The organism is Rhodopila globiformis (assembly GCF_002937115.1).
Lineage (GTDB): Bacteria > Pseudomonadota > Alphaproteobacteria > Acetobacterales > Acetobacteraceae > Rhodopila > Rhodopila globiformis.
Map to the genome: position 1 here is coordinate 36,627 of NZ_NHRY01000263.1, position 18,313 is coordinate 54,939.

Here is an 18,313-nt window from a genome sequence, read left to right on the forward strand (position 1 = left end):
GCGACGGTCGGAATCTCGAACTTCGGGGCGGCGACTATCGGAAATGATAATTATCAATCAACGACCTGACGTAGCGCAATTCTAGATACAAGAAACGACAAGTGTGATTTTGCGTATTGCATGTCAATGCAACTCGCGTCAATCGGAAATAGTTGCAAAATCGCTTTGGAAGCGCCCTCCGGCTAATCCGGTCGGACGCTTACGCAGCAGTCGTGAGGAACGAGGCCATGAGTATCGACAGTTGGGTAAAAGCAGGTAGATTGGTAGGCGGCACTTGGAGCCAGACCGGACATTGGTCGGCGAAAGGCATTCCCGGAAGCGGGGACACCGCGGACATCAGTCGTGCCGCAAAAAGCGCCTATACCGTCATTGTCGATGGCTCGTATACGATTGCCGATCTGACAATCGGCTCCAGCTATGCAACGCTTGCCTTTAATGCAGGCACAAGTCTCACAGTCAGCGGCACAACCACCCTTTCTGCCGGCACGATCGCGCTTGGCAGCAGCGGGGCGACGCTTTCAACCGGCATCCTGGATACTTCCAACGGCACGGCCATCACGATCGGCACTGGCGCCACACTGCTCGCTGGCAGCGGCACAATCAGCGGGGCAGTCTCCGGTCCCGGCACCATCGAGGCCAATGGCGGGACGCTGGATTTCAGCGCCGGGATTGGTGCGAATACTGGGCTGAACTACGAGATCTCCAATGCGAGTTTGTCTGTCCTTCAGATCGACTCGACTGTCGGCAACAACAACACGTTCAGCTTCGCCGGCGCGGCCGGTGTGCTTGACTTCACCGCCACCAGCACCAACCTGAACCAGACCGTGTCGGGCCTGAATGTCGGCGCCAGCGACACAGCGCCTACCAACTTCATCCAGGTTGCGGGCATCGTCACCGTCAGCGATGCCACCAACCTCTATTCCTATTCCGGCGCACCGGTAACAGTCGACTTCGGCAGCGCTGGCAGCCTGACCCTGACCAATGTCAGCGGCAGCAGCGGGTCGTTTTACGTCGATACCGTCATCACAGGCGGCAACACCGACATCTTCCTCGCCTCGACCGTCTGCTTCGCCGCCGGCACCCGCATCCTGACCGCATCCGGTGAGCAGGCGGTCGAGACCCTGCGTCCGGGCGACATCGTCCTCACGCTCACCGGCGACACGCTCACCCCCGAACCGGTCAAGTGGATCGGCTACCGCCGGATCGACCTGACGGCGCATCCGCGGCCCGAAATGGCGGCTCCCATCCGCATCCAACGCCACGCCTTCGCCGACAACCGGCCGCACACCGACCTGGTCGTCTCCCCCGACCACGCCCTGTTCGTGGACGGCAAGCTGATCGCCGCCCGCCAACTGGTCAACGGCAGCACGATCCGCCGGGAAACCGCCTGCAAGTCCGTCGAATATTTCCACGTCGAGCTCGACCACCACGCCATCCTGCTGTCCGAGGGCCTGCCGACGGAAAGCTACCTCGACACCGGCAACCGCGGCTTCTTCGCCAACGGCGGCGACCCGCTGGTCCTGCACCCGGACCTGATGGACGAATCCGATTGCCCGACCCGCGAGGCGGCCTCGTGCGCGCCGTTCGCCTGGGACGAGCCCACGGTGCGGCCGGTCTGGCAGCGCCTGGCCGATCGCGCGGCGACTTTGGGCCAGCCGGCGGTCAGCCCGGAAACCACCCGCGACACCGACCTGCACCTGCTGATCAAGGGCCGGGCCCTGCGGCCGCTGTACGCCGAGAACGGGCTGTTCATCTTCGCGCTGCCGCGCGGCACGGCCGAGGCGCGGCTGGTGTCCCGCGCCGGCGCTCCGGCGGATGCGCGCCCCTGGCTGGACGACCGCCGCGTGCTCGGCGTCCAGGTGCAGCAGATCACCCTCCGCGATGCGACCGACGTCACCACGATCGCCCTCGACGACCCGGCCCTGTCGCAGGGTTGGTGGGACGTGGAGCGGAACGGCATGACGATGCGGCGCTGGACGGACGGAAACGCCGTTCTGCCGCTGCCTCACCTGCCGGGCGTGTCGATGCTGGAAATCCGGGCCGGCGGCCTGGACTACCTGATCGGCAACGACCGCAGCGCCGCCGCATAGAGCGGGATCGTCCGGGGTCGGCGCGCGGCGGCGCGGCGACCTCGGGTCTCAATCGCCCGCGTCAACCAGGACGCCAGAGCACGATCGGGTCAACCTGACCCGATCACGCGCCAGGCCACGCCGGCAGGCGGCGCCCCGATCCCTGGCCGCGCCACCCGAACCGCCGCTCCGGCTGGCCATCCCTGCGTTCCGCCGCCGGAACCGGGATCAGGCTGCGGCGGGGTCGGCCCCGTTGTCTGCCCGGGCGGCGTCGGCCTGCTCCAGCCGGGCGTTCAGCTCCGCCCCCAGCAGCACGGCATAGGCGGACACATAGAACCACAGCATCACGCCGATGATGGCGGCCAGCGACCCGTAGGTCGCGCCGAAGCTGGACATGCGCGAGACGTAGAACGACAGCGCCTCCGACGCGACCAGCCACAGCACGGTCGCCAGCGCCGCGCCGGGCGCGATGCGCGGCCGCCTTGGGACCCGCCGCAGCGGGCCGAAGCGGTACAGCAGCGCAATGGCCACAAAGAAGAAGCCAATCAGCATGGCCATGCCGGCCGCATGCACCAGGCTGCCGCCATGCCGCGTCAGGCCCAGGAAGCTGATCGCCGGCGGCAGCAGCACCAGCACCGCGATGGCCAGGATCGCGCACAGGACGGCAATCAGGGTCATCGACAGGCCGATCAACTGGAACCGCAGCAACGGGCGCCGCTCGGTGACGTCATAGGCGATGTTCACTGCGGACAGCACCGACTTGCTGCCGGTGGAACTGCTCCAGAAGGTCAGCAGGAAGCTGATCGCCAGGTGCGCGCTCAGCTCGCCGCCGCTTTTGTGGACAAGCTGGTGCACCCGGTTGGCGATCAGGCCGAATGCCTGCGGCGGCAGCAGCCCGGCCAGGGCTGCCAGATGCTGCTCGGCGGTGACCGGGGCGAGCACCAGGCCCATCATCGAGATCAGCATGCTGATGGCGGGAAACAGCGCCAGGGTGGCGTAGAACGCGCAGCCAGCCGCCGCCAGGGAAATCCGGTCGGTGGTGCTGGCCAGCAGGGTATCCCGCACCAGCCTGGCGTAGCGGGCGCGGGCCGGTTCGGCGGTGGGGCCGTCCTCGGGCACGGTCACCTCGTTTCGATCAGCTTGGGCGGGCATGCGGCACGACCACGGCAGAGTTGAAGCCACTCAGATATTTCCTGTTGCAAGGGAGGGAAAGCGGTCTTAAGTGGCCCCCACGCAGCAACGCACGTGCCTCTGGCCCTCTGTGGTTACGCAACGACGTCAAGCGTTCTGGCAATCGCATGGTCGCTGGTTCGTTCGACCGTTTCGTTAACTACGCTCATCGCCTGGATAGATGAGCGTTCATAGGAGGGAGGCCCGGCGCGATGACCCCAAAAATCGCCCGTTTCCTGGCCCAGCATCAGCCGGCGACGCCGTGCCTGGTGCTGGACGTCGACCGCGTGGAGGAGAACTTCCGCGCGCTGAGGAACGCCTTGCCGCTGGCGCGTATCTACTATGCCGTCAAGGCGAATCCGGCGCCGCAGATCCTGCAGCGCCTCGTCGGCCTCTCCAGCCACTTCGATGCCGCCAGTATCGAGGAAGTGACGGCGTGTCTCGACGCCGGCGCGCGGCCCGAGGCGATCAGCTTCGGCAACACCATCAAGAAGGTGTCGGCGATCCGCCAGGCGCACGAACGCGGCGTCGGCCTGTTCGCGTTCGATTCGCGTGAGGAACTGGAGAAGCTGGCCGCCCACGCGCCCGGATCGCGCGTCTATTGCCGCATCCGCGTGGAGAACGCCGGCGCCGACTGGCCGCTGTCGCGCAAGTTCGGCACGACGATCGAAAGCGCGAAGGAGCTGATGACCGAGGCCGCAACGCTTGGGCTCGACCCGTACGGCCTGTCGTTCCACGTCGGCAGCCAGCAGACCACGACGCAGGCGTATGAAGCCGCCATCGGCAAGGTTGCGATGCTGTTCACCGACCTGACCGAGGCCGGCGTCAACCTGCGCATGATCAACCTCGGCGGTGGGTTCCCGACCCGGTATCGCGACGAGGTGCCGGGAATCGACCAGTTCGGCAACGCGATCATGCGGGCAATGACCGAGCATTTCGGCAACGCCCTGCCGGAGATGCTGGTCGAGCCGGGCCGCTTCATCGTCGGCGACGCCGGTCTTGTCGCGGCCGAGGTCGTGCTGGTCAGCCGGCGCGACCGCAACGATCCGGTGCGCTGGGTGTACCTGGACATCGGGCGCTTCGGCGGCCTGGCCGAGACCGAGGGCGAGTCGATCAAGTATCGAATCACCACGCCGCATGACGGCACCCGGATGGGCCCGGTGGCGATCGCCGGGCCGACCTGCGACGGCGCCGATATCCTGTACGAGAAAACCAACTATCGCCTGCCGCTGGCGCTGAAATCGGGCGACCGGGTTGAGCTGCTGTCCACCGGCGCGTATGTCTCGACCTATGCCAGCACGAAGTTCAACGGCTTCGCGCCGCTGGCGGAGTACTATTTGTAAAGAGTATCGATGACGGGGCGGCCGTCGCCATCCCGTCATGCCGGGGGCAGGCCCCATAGGCGTCACTATAGGGGCGCCGGCGGTGCGACCGCTCCGTCGTCATGGCGGCCGCATGGCCGCCATCCACGCCTTGCGGTGCCGGTATCGGCAGAAGGCGTGGATGGTGGGCCTCCGCCCACCATGACGGTGTAGGAACGGCCGTGCCGTCACCCCAGCCTGCCCGCGGCTTGCCCTCGTTACCGGATCAGACCCGTCAGCGGGCTGGACGGATCGGCGCCCATACGCCGCGGCATACGCCCGGCCAGATAGGCCAGCCGCCCGGCTTCGATCGCGGCCTTCATCGCGCGCGCCATCAGCACCGGATTCCTGGCATGGGCGATGGCGGAATTCAGCAGCACCGCGTCGCAGCCCAGTTCCATCGCGATCGCCGCGTCGGAGGCGGTGCCGACGCCGGCGTCGACCAGGAACGGCACGGTGATCTGCTCCCGCATCAGGCTGATCATCGCCGGGTTCTGCAAGCCCAGCCCCGAGCCAATGGGCGCGCCCAGCGGCATGATCGCCACGCAGCCCATATCCTGCAGCCGCTTCGCCGCCAACGGGTCGTCGGCGCAGTACACCATCACCTCGAACCCGTCCTTGATCAGCGCCTCGGCCGCCTCGAACGTGCCCGGCATGTCGGGGTAGAGCAGGGGCGCCGGCCCCAGCACCTCCAGCTTTACCAGGTTCCACCCGCCGGCCTCCCGCGCCAGGCGCAGCGTGCGCACGGCCTCGTTGGCGGTGAAGCAGCCCGCCGTGTTCGGCAGGTAGGTGTATTTCTTCGGATCCACGTAATCCTGCAGCATCGGCGCGTTCGGATCCGACAGGTTCACCCGCCGCACCGCGACGGTGACGATCTCCGCCCCGCTCGCTTCGATGGCGCGGCCGGTTTCCTCCAGGTCCTTGTAGCGTCCGGTGCCGACGATCAGCCGGGACCGGAAGGTCCGGCCTGCGACGGTCCAGGTGTCGTCAGCCGTGCTCATTCCGTCCATGCTCAGCCTCCACCGATAAAGTGCACGATCTCAAGCGAGTCCCCGCTCGCCAGCCAGGTCTCGGCATAGCGCGAGCGCGGGACGATCTCCTCGTTCCGCTCCACCGCCACCTTGCGCGTGTCCAGGCCAAGCGCCGCGAGCAGCGCCGAGACCGACAGCGGCCCATCCGCGGGTCCCTCGAACACCCTGCTTTCGCCGTTCAGGGTCAATGTCACAGAACTGTTCATGCCACCAGTATGGTGCGCCCGCCGCCCGGCGGCAATGCTGGGGAAGGGAAGGCCAGGGCTCCGCCCTGGACCCGCAAAGGGGCGAAGCCCCTTTGATCCCATGACGGCGGATGAACAGGAGGGGGGCGACCGTGCCGTTGCAACGGCTGTGTTGCCCCCCTCCTGTTCATCCGCCATTACCGGGTTCCAAGGGCCGTCGGCCCTTGGCGGGGTCGAGGGGCGGAGCCCCTCGCCTTCCTTTCACAGTCATGGACCACAGGCGCGGCCTATGCTACGCGCGGTGGTTATGCCTCATTCTGCAATCCGACCGTTGGTGGCGGTGCTGAACGGGCCTAACATGAACATGTTGGGCCTTGGGCAGCCGGACGTCCATGGCCGGGCCACGCTGGACGACGTGGAGGCGCTGTGCGCCGAAGCGGCTGAGGCGGCCGGGTTGGCGATCGACTTCCGCCAGACCAACGGCGAGGGGGAACTGGTGACCTGGGTGCAGGAATGTCGCGGCCGGGCAGCGGGGATCGTCATCGCTCCCGCCGGCTTCGCCACGACGTCGGTTGCCTTGATGGACGCGCTGCTGGCGACCGACCTGCCGGTGATCGAGGTACATATCAGCAACATCCACCGGCAGGAACCGTTCCGGCGCAACTCGTACGTCTCGCTGGCCGCGACCGGTGTCATTTGTGGACTTGGCGTGCGCGGCTATGCCATGGCCTTGCAGGCGATGGCAGATCTTCTGGAGGACCTTCGTTGACCCGTATTCCCATCGATCCCGATGCCATCCGCGCTCTTGCCATGGTGCTGGCCGAGACCGGCCTCTCTGAGATCGAAATCGCCGACAAGGACAGCCGTATTCGCGTCGTGCGGAACGTGGCGCCGACGACGGTGCTGACCTCGGTCGCGCCGGCGGCCGCTGCCGCGCCGCTCCAGGCCGCGGCTCCGCAGGCGCCGGTGGTGCAGGACCTGTCGAACCACCCGGGCGCCGTCACCAGCCCGATGGTCGGCGTCGCCTACCTGTCGCCCGAGCCCGGAGCGCCGCCCTTCGTCACCGCGGGGCAGCAGGTCACCGCCGGGCAGACGCTGCTGCTGATCGAGGCGATGAAGACGTTCAACCAGATCAAGGCGCCGAAATCCGGCACGGTTTCGTCGATCCTGGTGCAGCACAGCGCGCCGGTCGAGTATGGCGAAGTGCTGATGATCCTGGAATAGTCTCTTGTTTCAGAAAATCCTCATCGCCAACCGGGGCGAGATCGCTCTTCGCATCCAGCGCGCCTGCCGCGAGCTGGGAATTGCCACCGTGGCGGTGCATTCCACCGCCGACGCCGACGCCATGCACGTGCGCCTGTCGGACGAGAGCGTCTGCATCGGCCCGCCGCCCGCCAAGGACAGCTACCTCAACATCCCGTCCATCCTCTCGGCCGCGGCGATCACCGGGGCGGACGCCATCCATCCAGGCTATGGCTTCCTGTCGGAGAACGCCAGTTTCGCCGACATGGTCAGCGCGCACGGCCTGACCTTCATCGGCCCGTCGGCCGAGCACATCAGCATGATGGGCGACAAGATCGCCGCCAAGACGGCAATGGCGGCGGTCGGCGTGCCGCTCGTGCCGGGCTCGGACGGTGAGATGCCAGACCTGGAGACCGCGCGCAGCGTCGCGTCCCGCATCGGCTACCCGGTGCTGATCAAGGCGGCGGCGGGCGGCGGCGGGCGCGGCATGAAGGTAGCGCGCGACCCGTCGGAGCTCGAGGACGCCTATCGCCTGGCGCGCACCGAATCGCGCGCCGCGTTCGGCAACGACGCGGTCTACATGGAGAAATACCTCGACAAGCCGCGCCACATCGAGCTGCAGATCATGGCCGACGGCCACGGCAACGTGGTGCACTTCGGTGAGCGCGACTGCAGCCTGCAGCGGCGACACCAGAAGGTGCTGGAGGAGGCCGGCTCCCCGGCGATCTCGGCCGCCCAGCGGGACGCATTGGGCGAAACGGCGACGGCGGCGCTGCGCAAGCTGGGCTACCGCAACGCCGGCACGCTGGAGTTCCTCTACCAGGACGGCCAGTTCGCCTTCATCGAGATGAACACCCGCCTGCAGGTGGAACATCCGGTGACGGAAATGCTCTGCGGGATCGACCTGGTGCGCGAGCAGATCCGCGTCGCCGCCGGTGCCAGGCTCGGCTACGAGCAGCGCGACGTGACGTTCAATGGCCACGCGATCGAATGCCGGGTCACCGCCGAGGATCCGCAGACCTTCATGCCGACGCCGGGGCGGGTGATTGCGTACCACGCGCCGGGCGGCCTGGGCGTGCGAGTCGATTCGGCGCTGTATGCCGGCTACTTCGTGCCGCCGAACTACGACAGCCTGGTCGCCAAGCTGATCGTGCATGCGGCCACGCGCGAAGAGGCGATCAATCGGCTGCGCCGCGCGCTGGATGAATTCGCGGTGGTCGGCATCAAGACGACCATCCCGCTGCACCAGCGGATCGTCGATGACCCGCAGTTCCAGGCGGGTGACTACACGATCCATTGGCTGGAGAAATTTGTCGCTGGCGGCTAGGTTTTTTCCTTCAGGAGGAAGGAAAGCCTTGAGTCATCAGCACGAATCAACACCGGTACCCGGCACGGTTGACTGGAAGGTCAACGGTGTCCGGGTGATCAGAGGCGACCAGCTCGACACCAACACGCCGCAGACGCCTGGGATGAACCGGGCGGCGGCGATCAACGCGGCGCGGGTCGGCGCGCAGAAGATCTGGGCCGGCACGGTCGCCATCCATCCCAATGCGAAAACCGGCGCGCATCACCACGGCGCACTGGAGAGCGTGATCTACGTCGTCCGCGGCAAGGCCCGGATGCGCTGGGGCGAGGCGCTGGAATTCGTCGCCGAAGCCGAGGCCGGGGATTTCATTTTCGTCCCGCCCTACGTGCCGCACCAGGAGATTAACGCCAGCACCGACGAGACGCTGGAATGCGTGCTGGTGCGCAGCGACAACGAGGCGGTCGTGGTCAACCTCGACATCGAGCCGGTGGAAAAGCCCGAGGCGGTGTACTGGGTGGACCCGATCCATCGCCAGCCGTCATAGGGGGACAGCGACTGGGGCGGATAGCGACTGGCGCTGGAGCGTTCCCGCTCTGAGCGAGCATGCTCCAACTCCTGTTTCGTGCGCCATTTCATCGGCCTGAAATCGCCCCGCGAGCTCCAGTCAGGCCGATATTGCTCTAAGCCAGCGCCTTCAACGCCTCGACAATGATGCGAATGCCCTGGGCGTGCCAGCGCTGGACCGCCTTGTGATCGGCGCCGAGCGCCGCGCCCAGCCGCCGCCAGGGGAACAGATGCCGATCGGTGATCGGATGCACGAGGCTGCGGGCGCCGACGATGCGGCGCAGGACGTAGCGGTCGAGCGGAATCAGCGAAATCCAGCTCAGGGCTTCGTCCATGCGGGTGATCTTCTCCGCCGACGGCGTCACGGGACGGATGCGCGCCTCGGTCCAGCCGTAGGATTCCAGCGCGGTGCGCACGATCTCCAGGGACGAACTGCGCAACCGGGTTGACCAGCCGGTGTTCGGCAGGGCCAGCAGGGTCGCGCCGGCTTCCTCCAGGCGATAGATGACGAAATCGGCGTCGATCTCGTAGCCGTTGGTCACGACCGGGCGGATCCCCGGCCGCGCGGCAGGCTTTGATGCACGGACTGTCGGCATGCTCATGTCCTTTCGTGGCCCGGTCAGCGGATGGTCTGCGGGATGCGGAAAGGCACGCCTTCCAGCACCGTGCCGCGGGTGATGACGTCCCAGCTTCCGCTGTGGCCGGCTGGCAGCGGCAGACGGTCGGATTCGTCGAGCGTGGCGACGGCGTTGGCCGGCGGGCGCGCCACGCCGATGACGCGGCCGCGCTCGATCACCGTCCAGCGGGCCAGTCCGAGCGTGAGGGCGATGACGTCCCAACTCGCACCCTCGGTGCGGAGGCGGCGGATCTGGGTGTCCTGACCTTCTGTCCAGATGATTTTCTTCGGCACCGGCGGCTCCCTCGGGAATGATCCTGCGGAACAATTCAGCAACACGCCGTTAGTTAGTGGAACAAACGTTCTGCGTCAATCAAAATAACAAAGAAGCAAGGAAAATTTGCCTTGTGACAGCCGCCGGGCGCCGAGAGAGACCGCGCACCCGGGTCGCGCCGGCAGCTGGGCCGTCTGGCACCGGCTCAAGCCGGTATCCTTGCGGTGCCGATCGCGGCAAAGGCGTGGAGGGCGGCCCCGCGACCGCCATGACGGTTGAAACGTTCGTGCCGCAAGTGGAGCGGTTACCCTGCATCAGGCCCTGTAGGATCCGAGCCCGAATAAGCGATCCGCTTCGGCCCATCCTGCATGCCAGGCCATTCTGAACGAACCGGAAGAACGCCCATCGGCCTGGCGGTCACGCTGTTCTTAGGCGATCCCCAAAAACTAACGCTCCTGGTCAACAATATAAATGGCAGGGTATCGGCCGAATTTTGAATGCTGACGTGAAGCAGTTATTTTTGGGAATCGCCTTAGTTTGACTGTGTCAAAAACTGAGGGATAGTCAATGTTATCAATGGGTTATGGCGGGCACCTAGTTTGCGAGAAAACGTCGTAATTTCAATGTGTTAGGCGGAAACTGACACAGTCAAATCAATTGCCATCCGCCGCCGTCAGTGTCTGGCCGATCGATCTGGCGAACTATGACTTTTATCCTTCTGAATTCACTGGATCAGCTGACAAAGGTCAGCTAAACTAACATTTATGAGCACATCACAGCACATCGGGACCCGCATCCGCACCCAGCGGCGCGAACGGGGCCTGACCCAGGACGACCTCGCGCATCACGTCGGCGTCTCCCGCAGCGCCGTCGCGCAATGGGAAACCGGGCGCACCGGCCAGATCACCGGCAACCTGTCACGCATCGCCGCGGCGCTCGACGTCGGCGTGGAATACCTCGTCCACGGCGACGACAAGCGTGCCGCCGCCGAGGCGCGCCAGGGCGACGAACTGGCTCTGCTGCGCCTGTACCGGGACTGCGATCCCGAGGACCGCCAGATGTTGCTGCGGACCGCCCGGCGCCTGGCCCGCCGCTGAGCCTCAGCCGCCCCGCGGCGCCGCCGCCCGTTGCAGCCGATCGGCGATGGCCAGGCCGAGGCCGGTGGTGGGGATGGGCATGACGGCAATGCCGCGGGCGCCCAGCCGCGCGCCCTCCGCGTCCAGCCGGCGCAGGCCCTCGAACAGCCGGGACGCCGCCTCGGTGGCATCGGTCGCAAGGCTGAGCTGGAACTGGCAGGCGGCGCCCGGCAGCGGCGGCCCGAACGCCAGCAGCGCCTCGTCCGCCGCCACCGCCACGGCGTCCAGCCGGACCGGCAGGGACGGGGCGTAGTGCGAGACCATCAGGCCGGGGGACCGCAGCCCGCTCGCCGCGTGCGCCACCGCATGCGGCACGCCGCGCTGGATCGGGCCGATGGCCGCTTCCAGCGCCTCCACCGGCACGCCGCCCGGGCGCAGCAGGACGGGGCCCGGCCCGGTCAGATCGAGCACGGTGGATTCGACGCCGACACGGCAGGGGCCACTGTCCAGCACGGCGGCGATCCGTCCCGACAGCCCCTCCAGCACATGCCGCGCCGTGGTCGGGCTCACCGCCCCCGACCGGTTCGCTGATGGCGCCGCAACCGGACGATCGGCCTGGCGCAGCAGGGACTGGGCGACCGGGTGGTCCGGCACGCGCACCGCCAGCGTGTCCAGGCCGGCGCTGGTGAGCAGGGCGACCGGGCAATCCGCGCGGCGCGGCAGCACCAGCGTCAGCGGGCCAGGCCAGAACTGTTGCGCCACCTGCCGGGTCCGCGCGTCGGCGACGACATGCGCCAGCGCGGCCTCCACCGCGCCGTAGTGGCAGATCAGCGGATTGAAGCGTGGCCGGCCTTTCGCCTCGAAGATGGCGGCGACCGCCCGGGCATTGGTGGCGTCGCCACCCAGGCCATACACGGTCTCGGTTCCGAACGCGACCAGGCTGCCCTCGCGCAGCAATCCGGCCGCGCGGGCGATGCCGGGCGCGTCCGCGGTCAACATCTCCGTCATGCCGCGCAGCCTTTAAACGTTCCATCCGGACATGGCAAAGTCGAATGGGCCGGGCTAGGGTCACCGGCAACGAACTGGAGACACCACGCATGCTCGACATCGCCTTCGCCAAGCCGACCTTGCCGAAATCCGGCGCGTTCGCGTTGCTGGTTTATGAAGGCGAGAAACCCTCGGGTCTGTGGCAACAGGCCGACGAGGCGACCGGCGGCGCCGTGTCGCGTGCCTTCGAGGTGGCGGAATTCAAGGGTGCCAAGGGCAAGACCTGCCTGATCCTGGCGCCGGGCGCCGGCCTGACCCGGATTCTCGCCGTCGGCCTGGGCAAGCCCGCGGACCTGACCCGCAAGATCCTGGAGGAAGCCGGCGGCGCCATCGTCACCAACCTCGACAAGGAGCCGGCGGCCATCGTCGCCAACAGTGTCCTGACCGCCCAGCAAGCCGCCGACGTCGCCCTGGGCGCCGTGCTGCGCGCCTACCGGTTCGACCGCTACCGCACCAAGGAAAAGCCGGAGGACAAGCCGAAGCTGTCGAAGCTGACCGTGCTGACGGCCGAGGCCGGCAAGGCCCGCACCGCCTGGGAGCCTCTGGAAGCGACCGCGAAGGGCATCTTCCTGTCGCGCGACCTGGTCAGCGAGCCTGCCAACACCCTGCATCCCGCCGAAATGGCCGATCGGTGCCGGGCGCTGGGCGAGCTTGGGGTCAAGGTCGAGATCCTCGGCCCGAAGGAAATGGCCAAGCTGGGTTTCGGCGCGCTGCTCGGCGTCGCCCAGGGCAGCGCCAACGAGCCGCGCATGGTGGTCATGACCTGGAACGGCGCGGCCGGCAACGGGCGCGGCAAGGCGAAGGACAAGCCGGTGGTGTTCGTCGGCAAGGGCGTCACCTTCGACACCGGCGGCATCAGCATCAAGCCGGCCGCCGGCATGGAGGACATGAAGTGGGACATGGCCGGCGCCGCGACGGTCACCGGGCTGATGGCCGCGCTGGCCGGGCGCAAGGCGAAGGTCGATGCCATCGGCCTGATCGGCCTGGTCGAGAACATGCCGTCCGGCTCCGCGCAGCGCCCCGGCGACGTCGTCACCAGCTACTCCGGCCAGACGATCGAGGTGATCAACACCGATGCCGAAGGACGCCTGGTGCTGGCGGATGTCATTTGGTATGCGCAGCAGAAGTATGACCCAAAATTTATTGTCGATCTGGCAACTTTGACTGGCGCCATTATTATTGGCCTCGGGCATGAATACGCCGGTCTGTTCAGTAACGACGATGCCCTGGCGCAACGCCTGACGGCGGCCGGGCTGGCGACAGGCGAGCGCGTCTGGCGGATGCCGCTGGACGAGGCCTACGACAAGCAGATCAAGTCCGACATCGCCGACATGAAGAACGTCGGCGGCCGGCCGGCCGGCTCGATCACCGCCGCGCAGTTCATCCAGCGCTTCGTCAACGGCAAGCCGTGGGCGCACCTGGATATCGCGGGCATGGCCTGGAGCACGAAGGACGCGGCCGTCATTCCGAAAGGCGCAACGGCCTTCGGCGTCCGGCTGCTCGACCGCCTGGTGGCCGACAATTACGAATCGCAGGGATGATGGGCGCGCATACGCGGCATCGCGGGGCAGGCGCGTGACCGAGATCGGTTTCTATCACCTGACCCGGTCAACCCTGGCTCAGGCGCTGCCGCGCCTGCTGGCGCGTACGCTTGCCTCCGGGCAGCGGGCGCTTGTCGTGGCGAAATCGGCCGCGGACCTCGATAGGCTGAGCGCGGCGCTGTGGGCGCAGCCGGCGTGGCTGCCGCATGGCTCGGCGGCCGAGGGGGATCCCGATCTGCAGCCGATCTGGCTCAGCCTGGCGCCGGAGGCGTTGAACGGCGCCCGTTTCCTGTTCCTGGTCGACGATGTGGCGGCGGACCGTCTGGACGAGTTTGACCGGGTATTTGCGATATTCGACGGCAACGATTCCGCTGTTGTCGAAGCCGCGCGGGCGCGGTGGAAGGCATCCAAGGCCGCGGGCCATGTGCTGACCTACTGGCAGCAGACCGAAACCGGCTGGCAGAAAAAAGCCTGACGAATTCTGCGGGCCGGGCTGGCTGTCCGCCTGGACGCGAGCGGCACGCGGCAGTGGCCGTCGCCTGGCAGTTCGTGCGCGCCGGTTTGTTCGGTCGGCCTGCCCAATCGGCCTACTTGGGGCGCTTTACCGTCGTTTCGCGGCAGGTTTCGTATTCAGCCACCACTTGACGGGTTCGGGTTCGGGACTGCTGTCCTCGACGACTCTGGCACGCCGGATTTTCTTGTCGGCAGCCGGCGGTTCCGCAACCTGGCGCCCACGCCGCGCCGGCTCGGCCCGCTTCGGTTCGGCCCGCTTCGGTTCGACCGGCGCCGGCTCGGGCTGCTGCTTCGCGGCCTGCCGGCTGGCGGACGCGGCCGGGGAGCGTGTGGCCGCTTGTCCGGACAGCGTTCTGGCCCGTTCCTCCGCGGCCTTGCAGGCGGCCTGGGAAGCTGCCAGCGCCTTTTCGGCGGCGACGCGCGCCTGGCGCTCCTCGATCAATTGATTCTGGCAGTCCTGGACAGCATCTTCTGCCGCCTGAGCGCGTTCTTCCGCCGCGTGCAGACGTGCTTCCCATGCCTGCGCCTCGGCGCGCGTCTGGCCGATCGTCTCGCGTTCGCGACGCAATGCCTCGATCGCTTCATTCTTGGCGAGCTCGGCGTGACCGATCTTGGTCTGCAGGTCCTTGACGACCGCATGGCTCTCATTCAGCAGGCGCTCGGCCTTTTCCCGCGCCGCGGTTTCGGCGGTCAGGGCGGCCTCGGTCCGCTGCAGGCGGCTGCTGGTGGGGACGGCGACCGGCGCGACCACGCGGTGGGGCTGGCCGTCGTGTCCGGGTTCACGCCGCAGGACCGTGACCGGGATGTCGCCATCCTGGACGAACCGGCGGCGATGGAATCCGCCGCCATATCCGCCCCCGGACCGCGCCGGCTGTTCCAGCCGATCGGCTTCCGGGCGATGGCGCGGCGGCTCCCCGAGCAGCCCAAGCGCCCGGCGCATCTGCGACTCGGCCTCATCATTCGGACCGGCTTCCGCGGATGTCGTCTGGCTGGTTAGCCGGGAATGCCTGTCCTGCTGACTGTCTTCCGTCGGCATGTCGAGGCGCAGTTTAACGTTTTCAGACAATTCCATCACCTGGAGATAGAGAGGGCCGAGACAGAAACAATGGCGCACCGTTCCGGCCCGTTGCTTGCCACGAGGACAATTGAATGCCAGAGCGCCAGTGACCGTGCAGAGTCGGCCTTGAAGTGGGTGCTAGGGAACAAATGGTTCAGGCTGTCCGCTCGGTTGCATGTGCGATACACATCATCTGCCGCATTGGCCAAGCGGCTGATCGTATGATTCGCATCACCTTACATAGGCAACTTATCGAGTGCCACAAACAATAGCAAGTGATCAAGTGCATTCAAGGGTTAATCGCTCCAAGCCAGACGGCTAGCATATGGTGTGATCGTGACCACTTCGACCGTGGTCGAAAAAGGGGACGCATTGAATGGACCGGGACAGTGCGAGCATCGTGGCCGTCATCGACGATGACGATGATGTCGGGGATGTCCTTGGCGGCCTGCTGGAAACAATGGGCTACCAGGTTGAAACCTACCGCTCGGGGATGGATTTCCTGTCGGACGCGCAGATGGATCGGCTCGCCTGCCTGATCGTCGACCAGAACATGCCGCGCATGACGGGCCTGGAAATGATCGAGCGCCTGTCCGATCGCGGCTTGAATATTCCGTCATTATTGATTACGGGGATTCACGATGCGGAGGTCGAGCGGAAGGCGGCCAGCCTGGGGGTGATGACCGTGCTGGAAAAGCCCATGTCGCATCATGAGCTGTTGCGGTTTATCTCCGTCACGGTGGGATAAGGTATTCGCATGCGGATGTTGCGCCGGCAAGGACGGCGCCGCGGTGGCTGGTTTCATATGTAATTAATTGATCTGTACAGCGCCTTCTGCCGGGTTTATTGGAAGATTGTTCGTTACTGCCCGGGCCGGCGAAGGCAGTTGTATGATCGCCGGCAAATCAACAACGAAACCGGAAGTATAGTCCTCGCTATCACAGGAACGATGCCGATCGGCGGCGGCGCCGTGTGCGGCTGCCGAACCGGGCCTGTCTTCTTGACGAATATCAATAACCGGCAAGTTCAAGCTCTTCCGCAGCCGCCAGCCACTCGGTTTCGGCCGCCTCGGACTCCCTGGCGATTGCGGCCAGGCGGGCGTTGGCGGTGGTGATCTCGGCCGTGCGGCCGGGCGCATAAATGGCCGGATCGGCGAGCTTCGCCTCAATCAGGGTCCGCTCCGCCGCCAGGGCGGCGATCCGCTTCTCCGCCGCCTGCGCCTTCCTGCGCAGCGGCGCCAGGGCCGCCCGCGCTTCCGCGCGCTCACGCCGATCATCCTTGCGGGTCGCGGCGCCAGCCTTGGCCACCGGACGGCTGCGCTCCACCAGCAAGGCCCGGTAATCGTCCAGGTCGCCGTCGAACGGCCGTACCGTCCCGTCCGCCACCAGCCACAGCCGATCGGCGATGAGCTGGACGAGGTTGGGGTCGTGGGTGATCAGCAGTACAGCGCCCTGGAAATCCGCCAGCGCCTTGACCAGCGCATCGCGGGCGTCGATGTCGAGGTGGTTGGTCGGCTCGTCCAGGATCAGCAGTTGCGGCGCGTCGCGCGTCGCCAGGGCCAGCAGCAACCGCGCCTTTTCCCCGCCCGACAGGTTGGCGACCGGCGTTTCCGCCCGATCGGCGTCCAGCCCGAACCGGGCAAGATGCGCCCGGACCTTGGGCGGCGGCGCGTTCGGCAGCGCGCGGGCCATGTGGTCGACCGGGTTTTCGTCCAGCACCAGTTCCTCGGTCTGGTGCTGGGCGAAATAACCGACTTTCAGCTTCGGCCCGCGCCGCACCTCGCCCGCCAGCGGCGCCAGCCGATCGGCCAGGAGCTTGGCGAGGGTGGACTTGCCGTTGCCGTTGGCGCCGAGCAGGGCGATCCGGTCGTCCATGTCAATAGTCAGCGAAACGTTCCGCAGGACCGTCGTCGCGCCGTAGCCGATGTCGACCCGCTCCAGCGCGAGGATCGGCGGAGCGATGCGCGCCGGCTCGGGGAAGACGAACCGCGTCGGGGCGTCCTCGATGACCGCCTCGATCTGCGGCAGGCGCTCCAGCGCCTTGATCCGCGCCTGCGCCTGGCGGGCCTTGGAGGCCTTGTAGCGGAAGCGGTCGATGAAGGACTGGATGTGCGCCCGCTCGGCCGCCACGCGCTCGGCCGCCCGGGTTTGCTGCAGCGCCCGCTCGGTGCGGATACGGACGAATTCGTCGAAGCCACCGGGCGTCAGCGACAGCTTGCCCTTGTCGAGATGGGCGATCGCCTCCACCGCCCGGTCCAGCAGGCCGCGGTCGTGCGAGACGACCAGCGCGGCGCCGGGGAAGCGGGCGAGCCAGCCCTCCAGCCACATCGTCGCCTCGAGGTCGAGGTGGTTGGTGGGCTCGTCCAGCAGCAGCAGGTCGGGGTTGGCGAACAGCGCCGTCGCCAGCGCCACGCGCATCCGCCAGCCGCCGGAGAATTCCCGGACCGGCCGCGCCTGCGCCGCCTCGTCGAAGCCCAGGCCGGCCAGGATGGTCGCGGCGCGGGCGGGCGCGGAGTCGGCGGCGATGGCCAGCAGGCGCTCATGCACCTCCGCCAGCCGGTGCGGGTCCGCGGTTTCCGCCTCCGCCAGCAGGGCCAGCCGCTCGGGGTCGCCCTGCAGGACGACGTCGATCAGCGAGTCCGGGCCTTCCGGCGCCTCCTGCCGGACGGTGGCGATGCGGGCGCGCGAGGCCAGGCGGATCTCACCGCCGTCGAGCGGCAATTCGCCGGCGATGGCGCGCAGCAGCGTGGATTTTCCCGCGCCGTTGCGGCCGACCAGGCCGATGCGGCGGCCCGCGTCGATGGTCAGGTCCGCTTCGTTCAGCAATGTGCGGCCGCCCATGCGGATGACGGCGCCGGAGATCACCAATAGGGACATGGGCCGCATTTAGCGCCGGAGCGCGGGAGATGGAATGTCTGATTGCGCCGGCGGCGGCAGAGGGGGCGAAAGCCGATCGGCCGGATGCGGGCGGTCCGGGGCGGATGCGGCCCTGGTTGTCCGCAACTTTTGCCGTTGCCCAATGATGGATGGCCGGATCGGCGGTGCTCGCCGGCGCAGCTTTCAGGACCCTGAGCGCGGTGTTCTGGCCGATTGCGGTCAACCGGTTGCCGCGGTACCCGGGTGCGGCTGTGCTGGTCCGCTTCGAAGGGGGCGGTCCGGCCAGCAATCGTCGCTCGGGCTTGCGGCATCGATCCACTTGCAGGCGCTGCCGAAGCCGCCCCCGGCCGTCGTGGGAGCGGGAGGGCTGCTGTCAATCCTGATA

General features: G+C 67.2%; 19 protein-coding genes. 11 read left to right on the plus strand and 8 right to left on the minus strand.

Going from position 1 to position 18,313, the window contains the following annotated elements:
* The first annotated feature begins 227 nt into the window (after positions 1 to 227).
* The gene (locus tag CCS01_RS28605; RefSeq protein WP_104522176.1) at positions 228 to 2,090 is read left to right on the plus strand and encodes a Hint domain-containing protein; all 1,863 of its coding nucleotides are present in this window, start codon (positions 228 to 230) and stop codon (positions 2,088 to 2,090) included.
* 207 nt (positions 2,091 to 2,297) lie between these two features.
* Here CCS01_RS28605 and CCS01_RS28610 read toward each other — a convergent pair whose 3' ends face one another.
* Positions 2,298 to 3,221 carry a YihY/virulence factor BrkB family protein gene (locus tag CCS01_RS28610; RefSeq protein ID WP_104522177.1) on the minus strand — a complete coding sequence of 308 codons (924 nt, stop codon included), beginning with the start codon at positions 3,219 to 3,221 and terminating at the stop codon, positions 2,298 to 2,300.
* A 230-nt stretch (positions 3,222 to 3,451) separates the two neighbouring features.
* Here CCS01_RS28610 and CCS01_RS28615 point away from each other — a divergent pair, with 230 nt between their 5' ends.
* The gene (locus tag CCS01_RS28615) at positions 3,452 to 4,582 is read left to right on the plus strand and encodes a type III PLP-dependent enzyme (protein WP_104522178.1); all 1,131 of its coding nucleotides are present in this window, start codon (positions 3,452 to 3,454) and stop codon (positions 4,580 to 4,582) included.
* 236 nt (positions 4,583 to 4,818) lie between these two features.
* Here the strand turns inward: CCS01_RS28615 and CCS01_RS28620 are convergent, their stop codons facing one another.
* Both CCS01_RS28620 and thiS read right to left on the minus strand, forming a co-directional pair.
* Positions 4,819 to 5,601, minus strand: a complete 783-nt coding sequence (locus tag CCS01_RS28620; protein ID WP_170114678.1) for a thiazole synthase — start codon at positions 5,599 to 5,601, stop codon at positions 4,819 to 4,821.
* An 11-nt stretch (positions 5,602 to 5,612) separates the two neighbouring features.
* Positions 5,613 to 5,825 carry a sulfur carrier protein ThiS gene (thiS, locus tag CCS01_RS35920; protein ID WP_239992438.1) on the minus strand — a complete coding sequence of 71 codons (213 nt, stop codon included), beginning with the start codon at positions 5,823 to 5,825 and terminating at the stop codon, positions 5,613 to 5,615.
* Between the two features lie 280 nt (positions 5,826 to 6,105).
* Between thiS and aroQ the strand changes: the two genes are divergently transcribed.
* From aroQ to CCS01_RS28645, 4 genes are read left to right on the plus strand one after another with little or no spacing between them, the layout of a single operon-like run.
* Positions 6,106 to 6,585, plus strand: a complete 480-nt coding sequence (gene aroQ, locus CCS01_RS28630) for a type II 3-dehydroquinate dehydratase (RefSeq protein ID WP_104522181.1) — start codon at positions 6,106 to 6,108, stop codon at positions 6,583 to 6,585.
* Complete coding sequence (locus CCS01_RS28635) at positions 6,582 to 7,040, plus strand: acetyl-CoA carboxylase biotin carboxyl carrier protein (protein WP_104522182.1); 459 nt, start codon at positions 6,582 to 6,584, stop codon at positions 7,038 to 7,040. Before aroQ ends, CCS01_RS28635 begins: the two co-directional genes overlap by 4 nt.
* A gap of 4 nt (positions 7,041 to 7,044) precedes the next feature.
* The gene (accC, locus tag CCS01_RS28640) at positions 7,045 to 8,385 is read left to right on the plus strand and encodes an acetyl-CoA carboxylase biotin carboxylase subunit (protein WP_104522183.1); all 1,341 of its coding nucleotides are present in this window, start codon (positions 7,045 to 7,047) and stop codon (positions 8,383 to 8,385) included.
* A gap of 28 nt (positions 8,386 to 8,413) precedes the next feature.
* Positions 8,414 to 8,908: a cupin domain-containing protein gene (locus tag CCS01_RS28645; protein WP_239992439.1), complete on the plus strand. Its 495-nt coding sequence runs from the start codon at positions 8,414 to 8,416 to the stop codon at positions 8,906 to 8,908.
* A gap of 136 nt (positions 8,909 to 9,044) precedes the next feature.
* Here the strand turns inward: CCS01_RS28645 and CCS01_RS28650 are convergent, their stop codons facing one another.
* Together CCS01_RS28650 and CCS01_RS28655 are read right to left on the minus strand one after the other, a co-directional pair.
* A complete protein-coding gene (locus CCS01_RS28650) occupies positions 9,045 to 9,524 on the minus strand; it encodes a DUF6362 family protein (RefSeq protein ID WP_104522185.1) in 480 nt (159 codons plus the stop codon).
* Between the two features lie 23 nt (positions 9,525 to 9,547).
* Positions 9,548 to 9,838: an AsnC family protein gene (locus CCS01_RS28655; protein WP_104522186.1), complete on the minus strand. Its 291-nt coding sequence runs from the start codon at positions 9,836 to 9,838 to the stop codon at positions 9,548 to 9,550.
* A gap of 744 nt (positions 9,839 to 10,582) precedes the next feature.
* Between CCS01_RS28655 and CCS01_RS28660 the strand changes: the two genes are divergently transcribed.
* Entirely contained in the window at positions 10,583 to 10,915 is a 333-nt protein-coding gene (locus CCS01_RS28660; protein WP_104522187.1) for a helix-turn-helix domain-containing protein, read from the plus strand.
* A 3-nt stretch (positions 10,916 to 10,918) separates the two neighbouring features.
* Here the strand turns inward: CCS01_RS28660 and CCS01_RS28665 are convergent, their stop codons facing one another.
* Positions 10,919 to 11,902 (minus strand): L-threonylcarbamoyladenylate synthase, encoded by a 984-nt coding sequence (locus CCS01_RS28665; protein WP_104522188.1) that lies wholly within the window; start codon positions 11,900 to 11,902, stop codon positions 10,919 to 10,921.
* Between the two features lie 89 nt (positions 11,903 to 11,991).
* On the opposite strand from CCS01_RS28665, the gene CCS01_RS28670 reads away from it, so the two are divergent.
* Both CCS01_RS28670 and CCS01_RS28675 read left to right on the plus strand, forming a co-directional pair.
* Positions 11,992 to 13,482, plus strand: coding sequence for a leucyl aminopeptidase (locus CCS01_RS28670; RefSeq protein WP_104522189.1), 1,491 nt, complete (start codon positions 11,992 to 11,994; stop codon positions 13,480 to 13,482).
* 34 nt (positions 13,483 to 13,516) lie between these two features.
* Complete coding sequence (locus CCS01_RS28675) at positions 13,517 to 13,957, plus strand: DNA polymerase III subunit chi (protein ID WP_104522190.1); 441 nt, start codon at positions 13,517 to 13,519, stop codon at positions 13,955 to 13,957.
* A 126-nt stretch (positions 13,958 to 14,083) separates the two neighbouring features.
* Here CCS01_RS28675 and CCS01_RS28680 read toward each other — a convergent pair whose 3' ends face one another.
* Complete coding sequence (locus CCS01_RS28680; protein ID WP_146102012.1) at positions 14,084 to 14,746, minus strand: hypothetical protein; 663 nt, start codon at positions 14,744 to 14,746, stop codon at positions 14,084 to 14,086.
* A gap of 3 nt (positions 14,747 to 14,749) precedes the next feature.
* Between CCS01_RS28680 and CCS01_RS33290 the strand changes: the two genes are divergently transcribed.
* Both CCS01_RS33290 and CCS01_RS28685 read left to right on the plus strand, forming a co-directional pair.
* Complete coding sequence (locus CCS01_RS33290) at positions 14,750 to 14,992, plus strand: hypothetical protein (RefSeq protein WP_146102013.1); 243 nt, start codon at positions 14,750 to 14,752, stop codon at positions 14,990 to 14,992.
* Between the two features lie 460 nt (positions 14,993 to 15,452).
* Positions 15,453 to 15,800: a response regulator gene (locus CCS01_RS28685; RefSeq protein ID WP_158258659.1), complete on the plus strand. Its 348-nt coding sequence runs from the start codon at positions 15,453 to 15,455 to the stop codon at positions 15,798 to 15,800.
* A gap of 262 nt (positions 15,801 to 16,062) precedes the next feature.
* On the opposite strand, the gene CCS01_RS28690 is transcribed toward CCS01_RS28685, so the two are convergent.
* Positions 16,063 to 17,928, minus strand: a complete 1,866-nt coding sequence (locus CCS01_RS28690) for an ABC-F family ATP-binding cassette domain-containing protein (protein WP_104522193.1) — start codon at positions 17,926 to 17,928, stop codon at positions 16,063 to 16,065.
* Positions 17,929 to 18,313 lie beyond the last annotated feature (385 nt).

Bases quoted from the DNA above. Each gene is read 5' to 3' on its own strand.
- CCS01_RS28605 (WP_104522176.1), top strand. From the start codon at position 228: ATGAGTATCGACAGTTGGGTAAAAGCAGGTAGATTGGTAGGCGGCACT.
- CCS01_RS28610 (WP_104522177.1), bottom strand. From the start codon at position 3,221: ATGCCCGCCCAAGCTGATCGAAACGAGGTGACCGTGCCCGAGGACGGC.
- CCS01_RS28615 (WP_104522178.1), top strand. From the start codon at position 3,452: ATGACCCCAAAAATCGCCCGTTTCCTGGCCCAGCATCAGCCGGCGACG.
- CCS01_RS28620 (WP_170114678.1), bottom strand. From the start codon at position 5,601: ATGAGCACGGCTGACGACACCTGGACCGTCGCAGGCCGGACCTTCCGG.
- aroQ (WP_104522181.1), top strand. From the start codon at position 6,106: ATGCTACGCGCGGTGGTTATGCCTCATTCTGCAATCCGACCGTTGGTG.
- CCS01_RS28650 (WP_104522185.1), bottom strand. From the start codon at position 9,524: ATGCCGACAGTCCGTGCATCAAAGCCTGCCGCGCGGCCGGGGATCCGC.
- CCS01_RS28660 (WP_104522187.1), top strand. From the start codon at position 10,583: ATGAGCACATCACAGCACATCGGGACCCGCATCCGCACCCAGCGGCGC.
- CCS01_RS28665 (WP_104522188.1), bottom strand. From the start codon at position 11,902: ATGACGGAGATGTTGACCGCGGACGCGCCCGGCATCGCCCGCGCGGCC.
- CCS01_RS28670 (WP_104522189.1), top strand. From the start codon at position 11,992: ATGCTCGACATCGCCTTCGCCAAGCCGACCTTGCCGAAATCCGGCGCG.
- CCS01_RS28690 (WP_104522193.1), bottom strand. From the start codon at position 17,928: ATGTCCCTATTGGTGATCTCCGGCGCCGTCATCCGCATGGGCGGCCGC.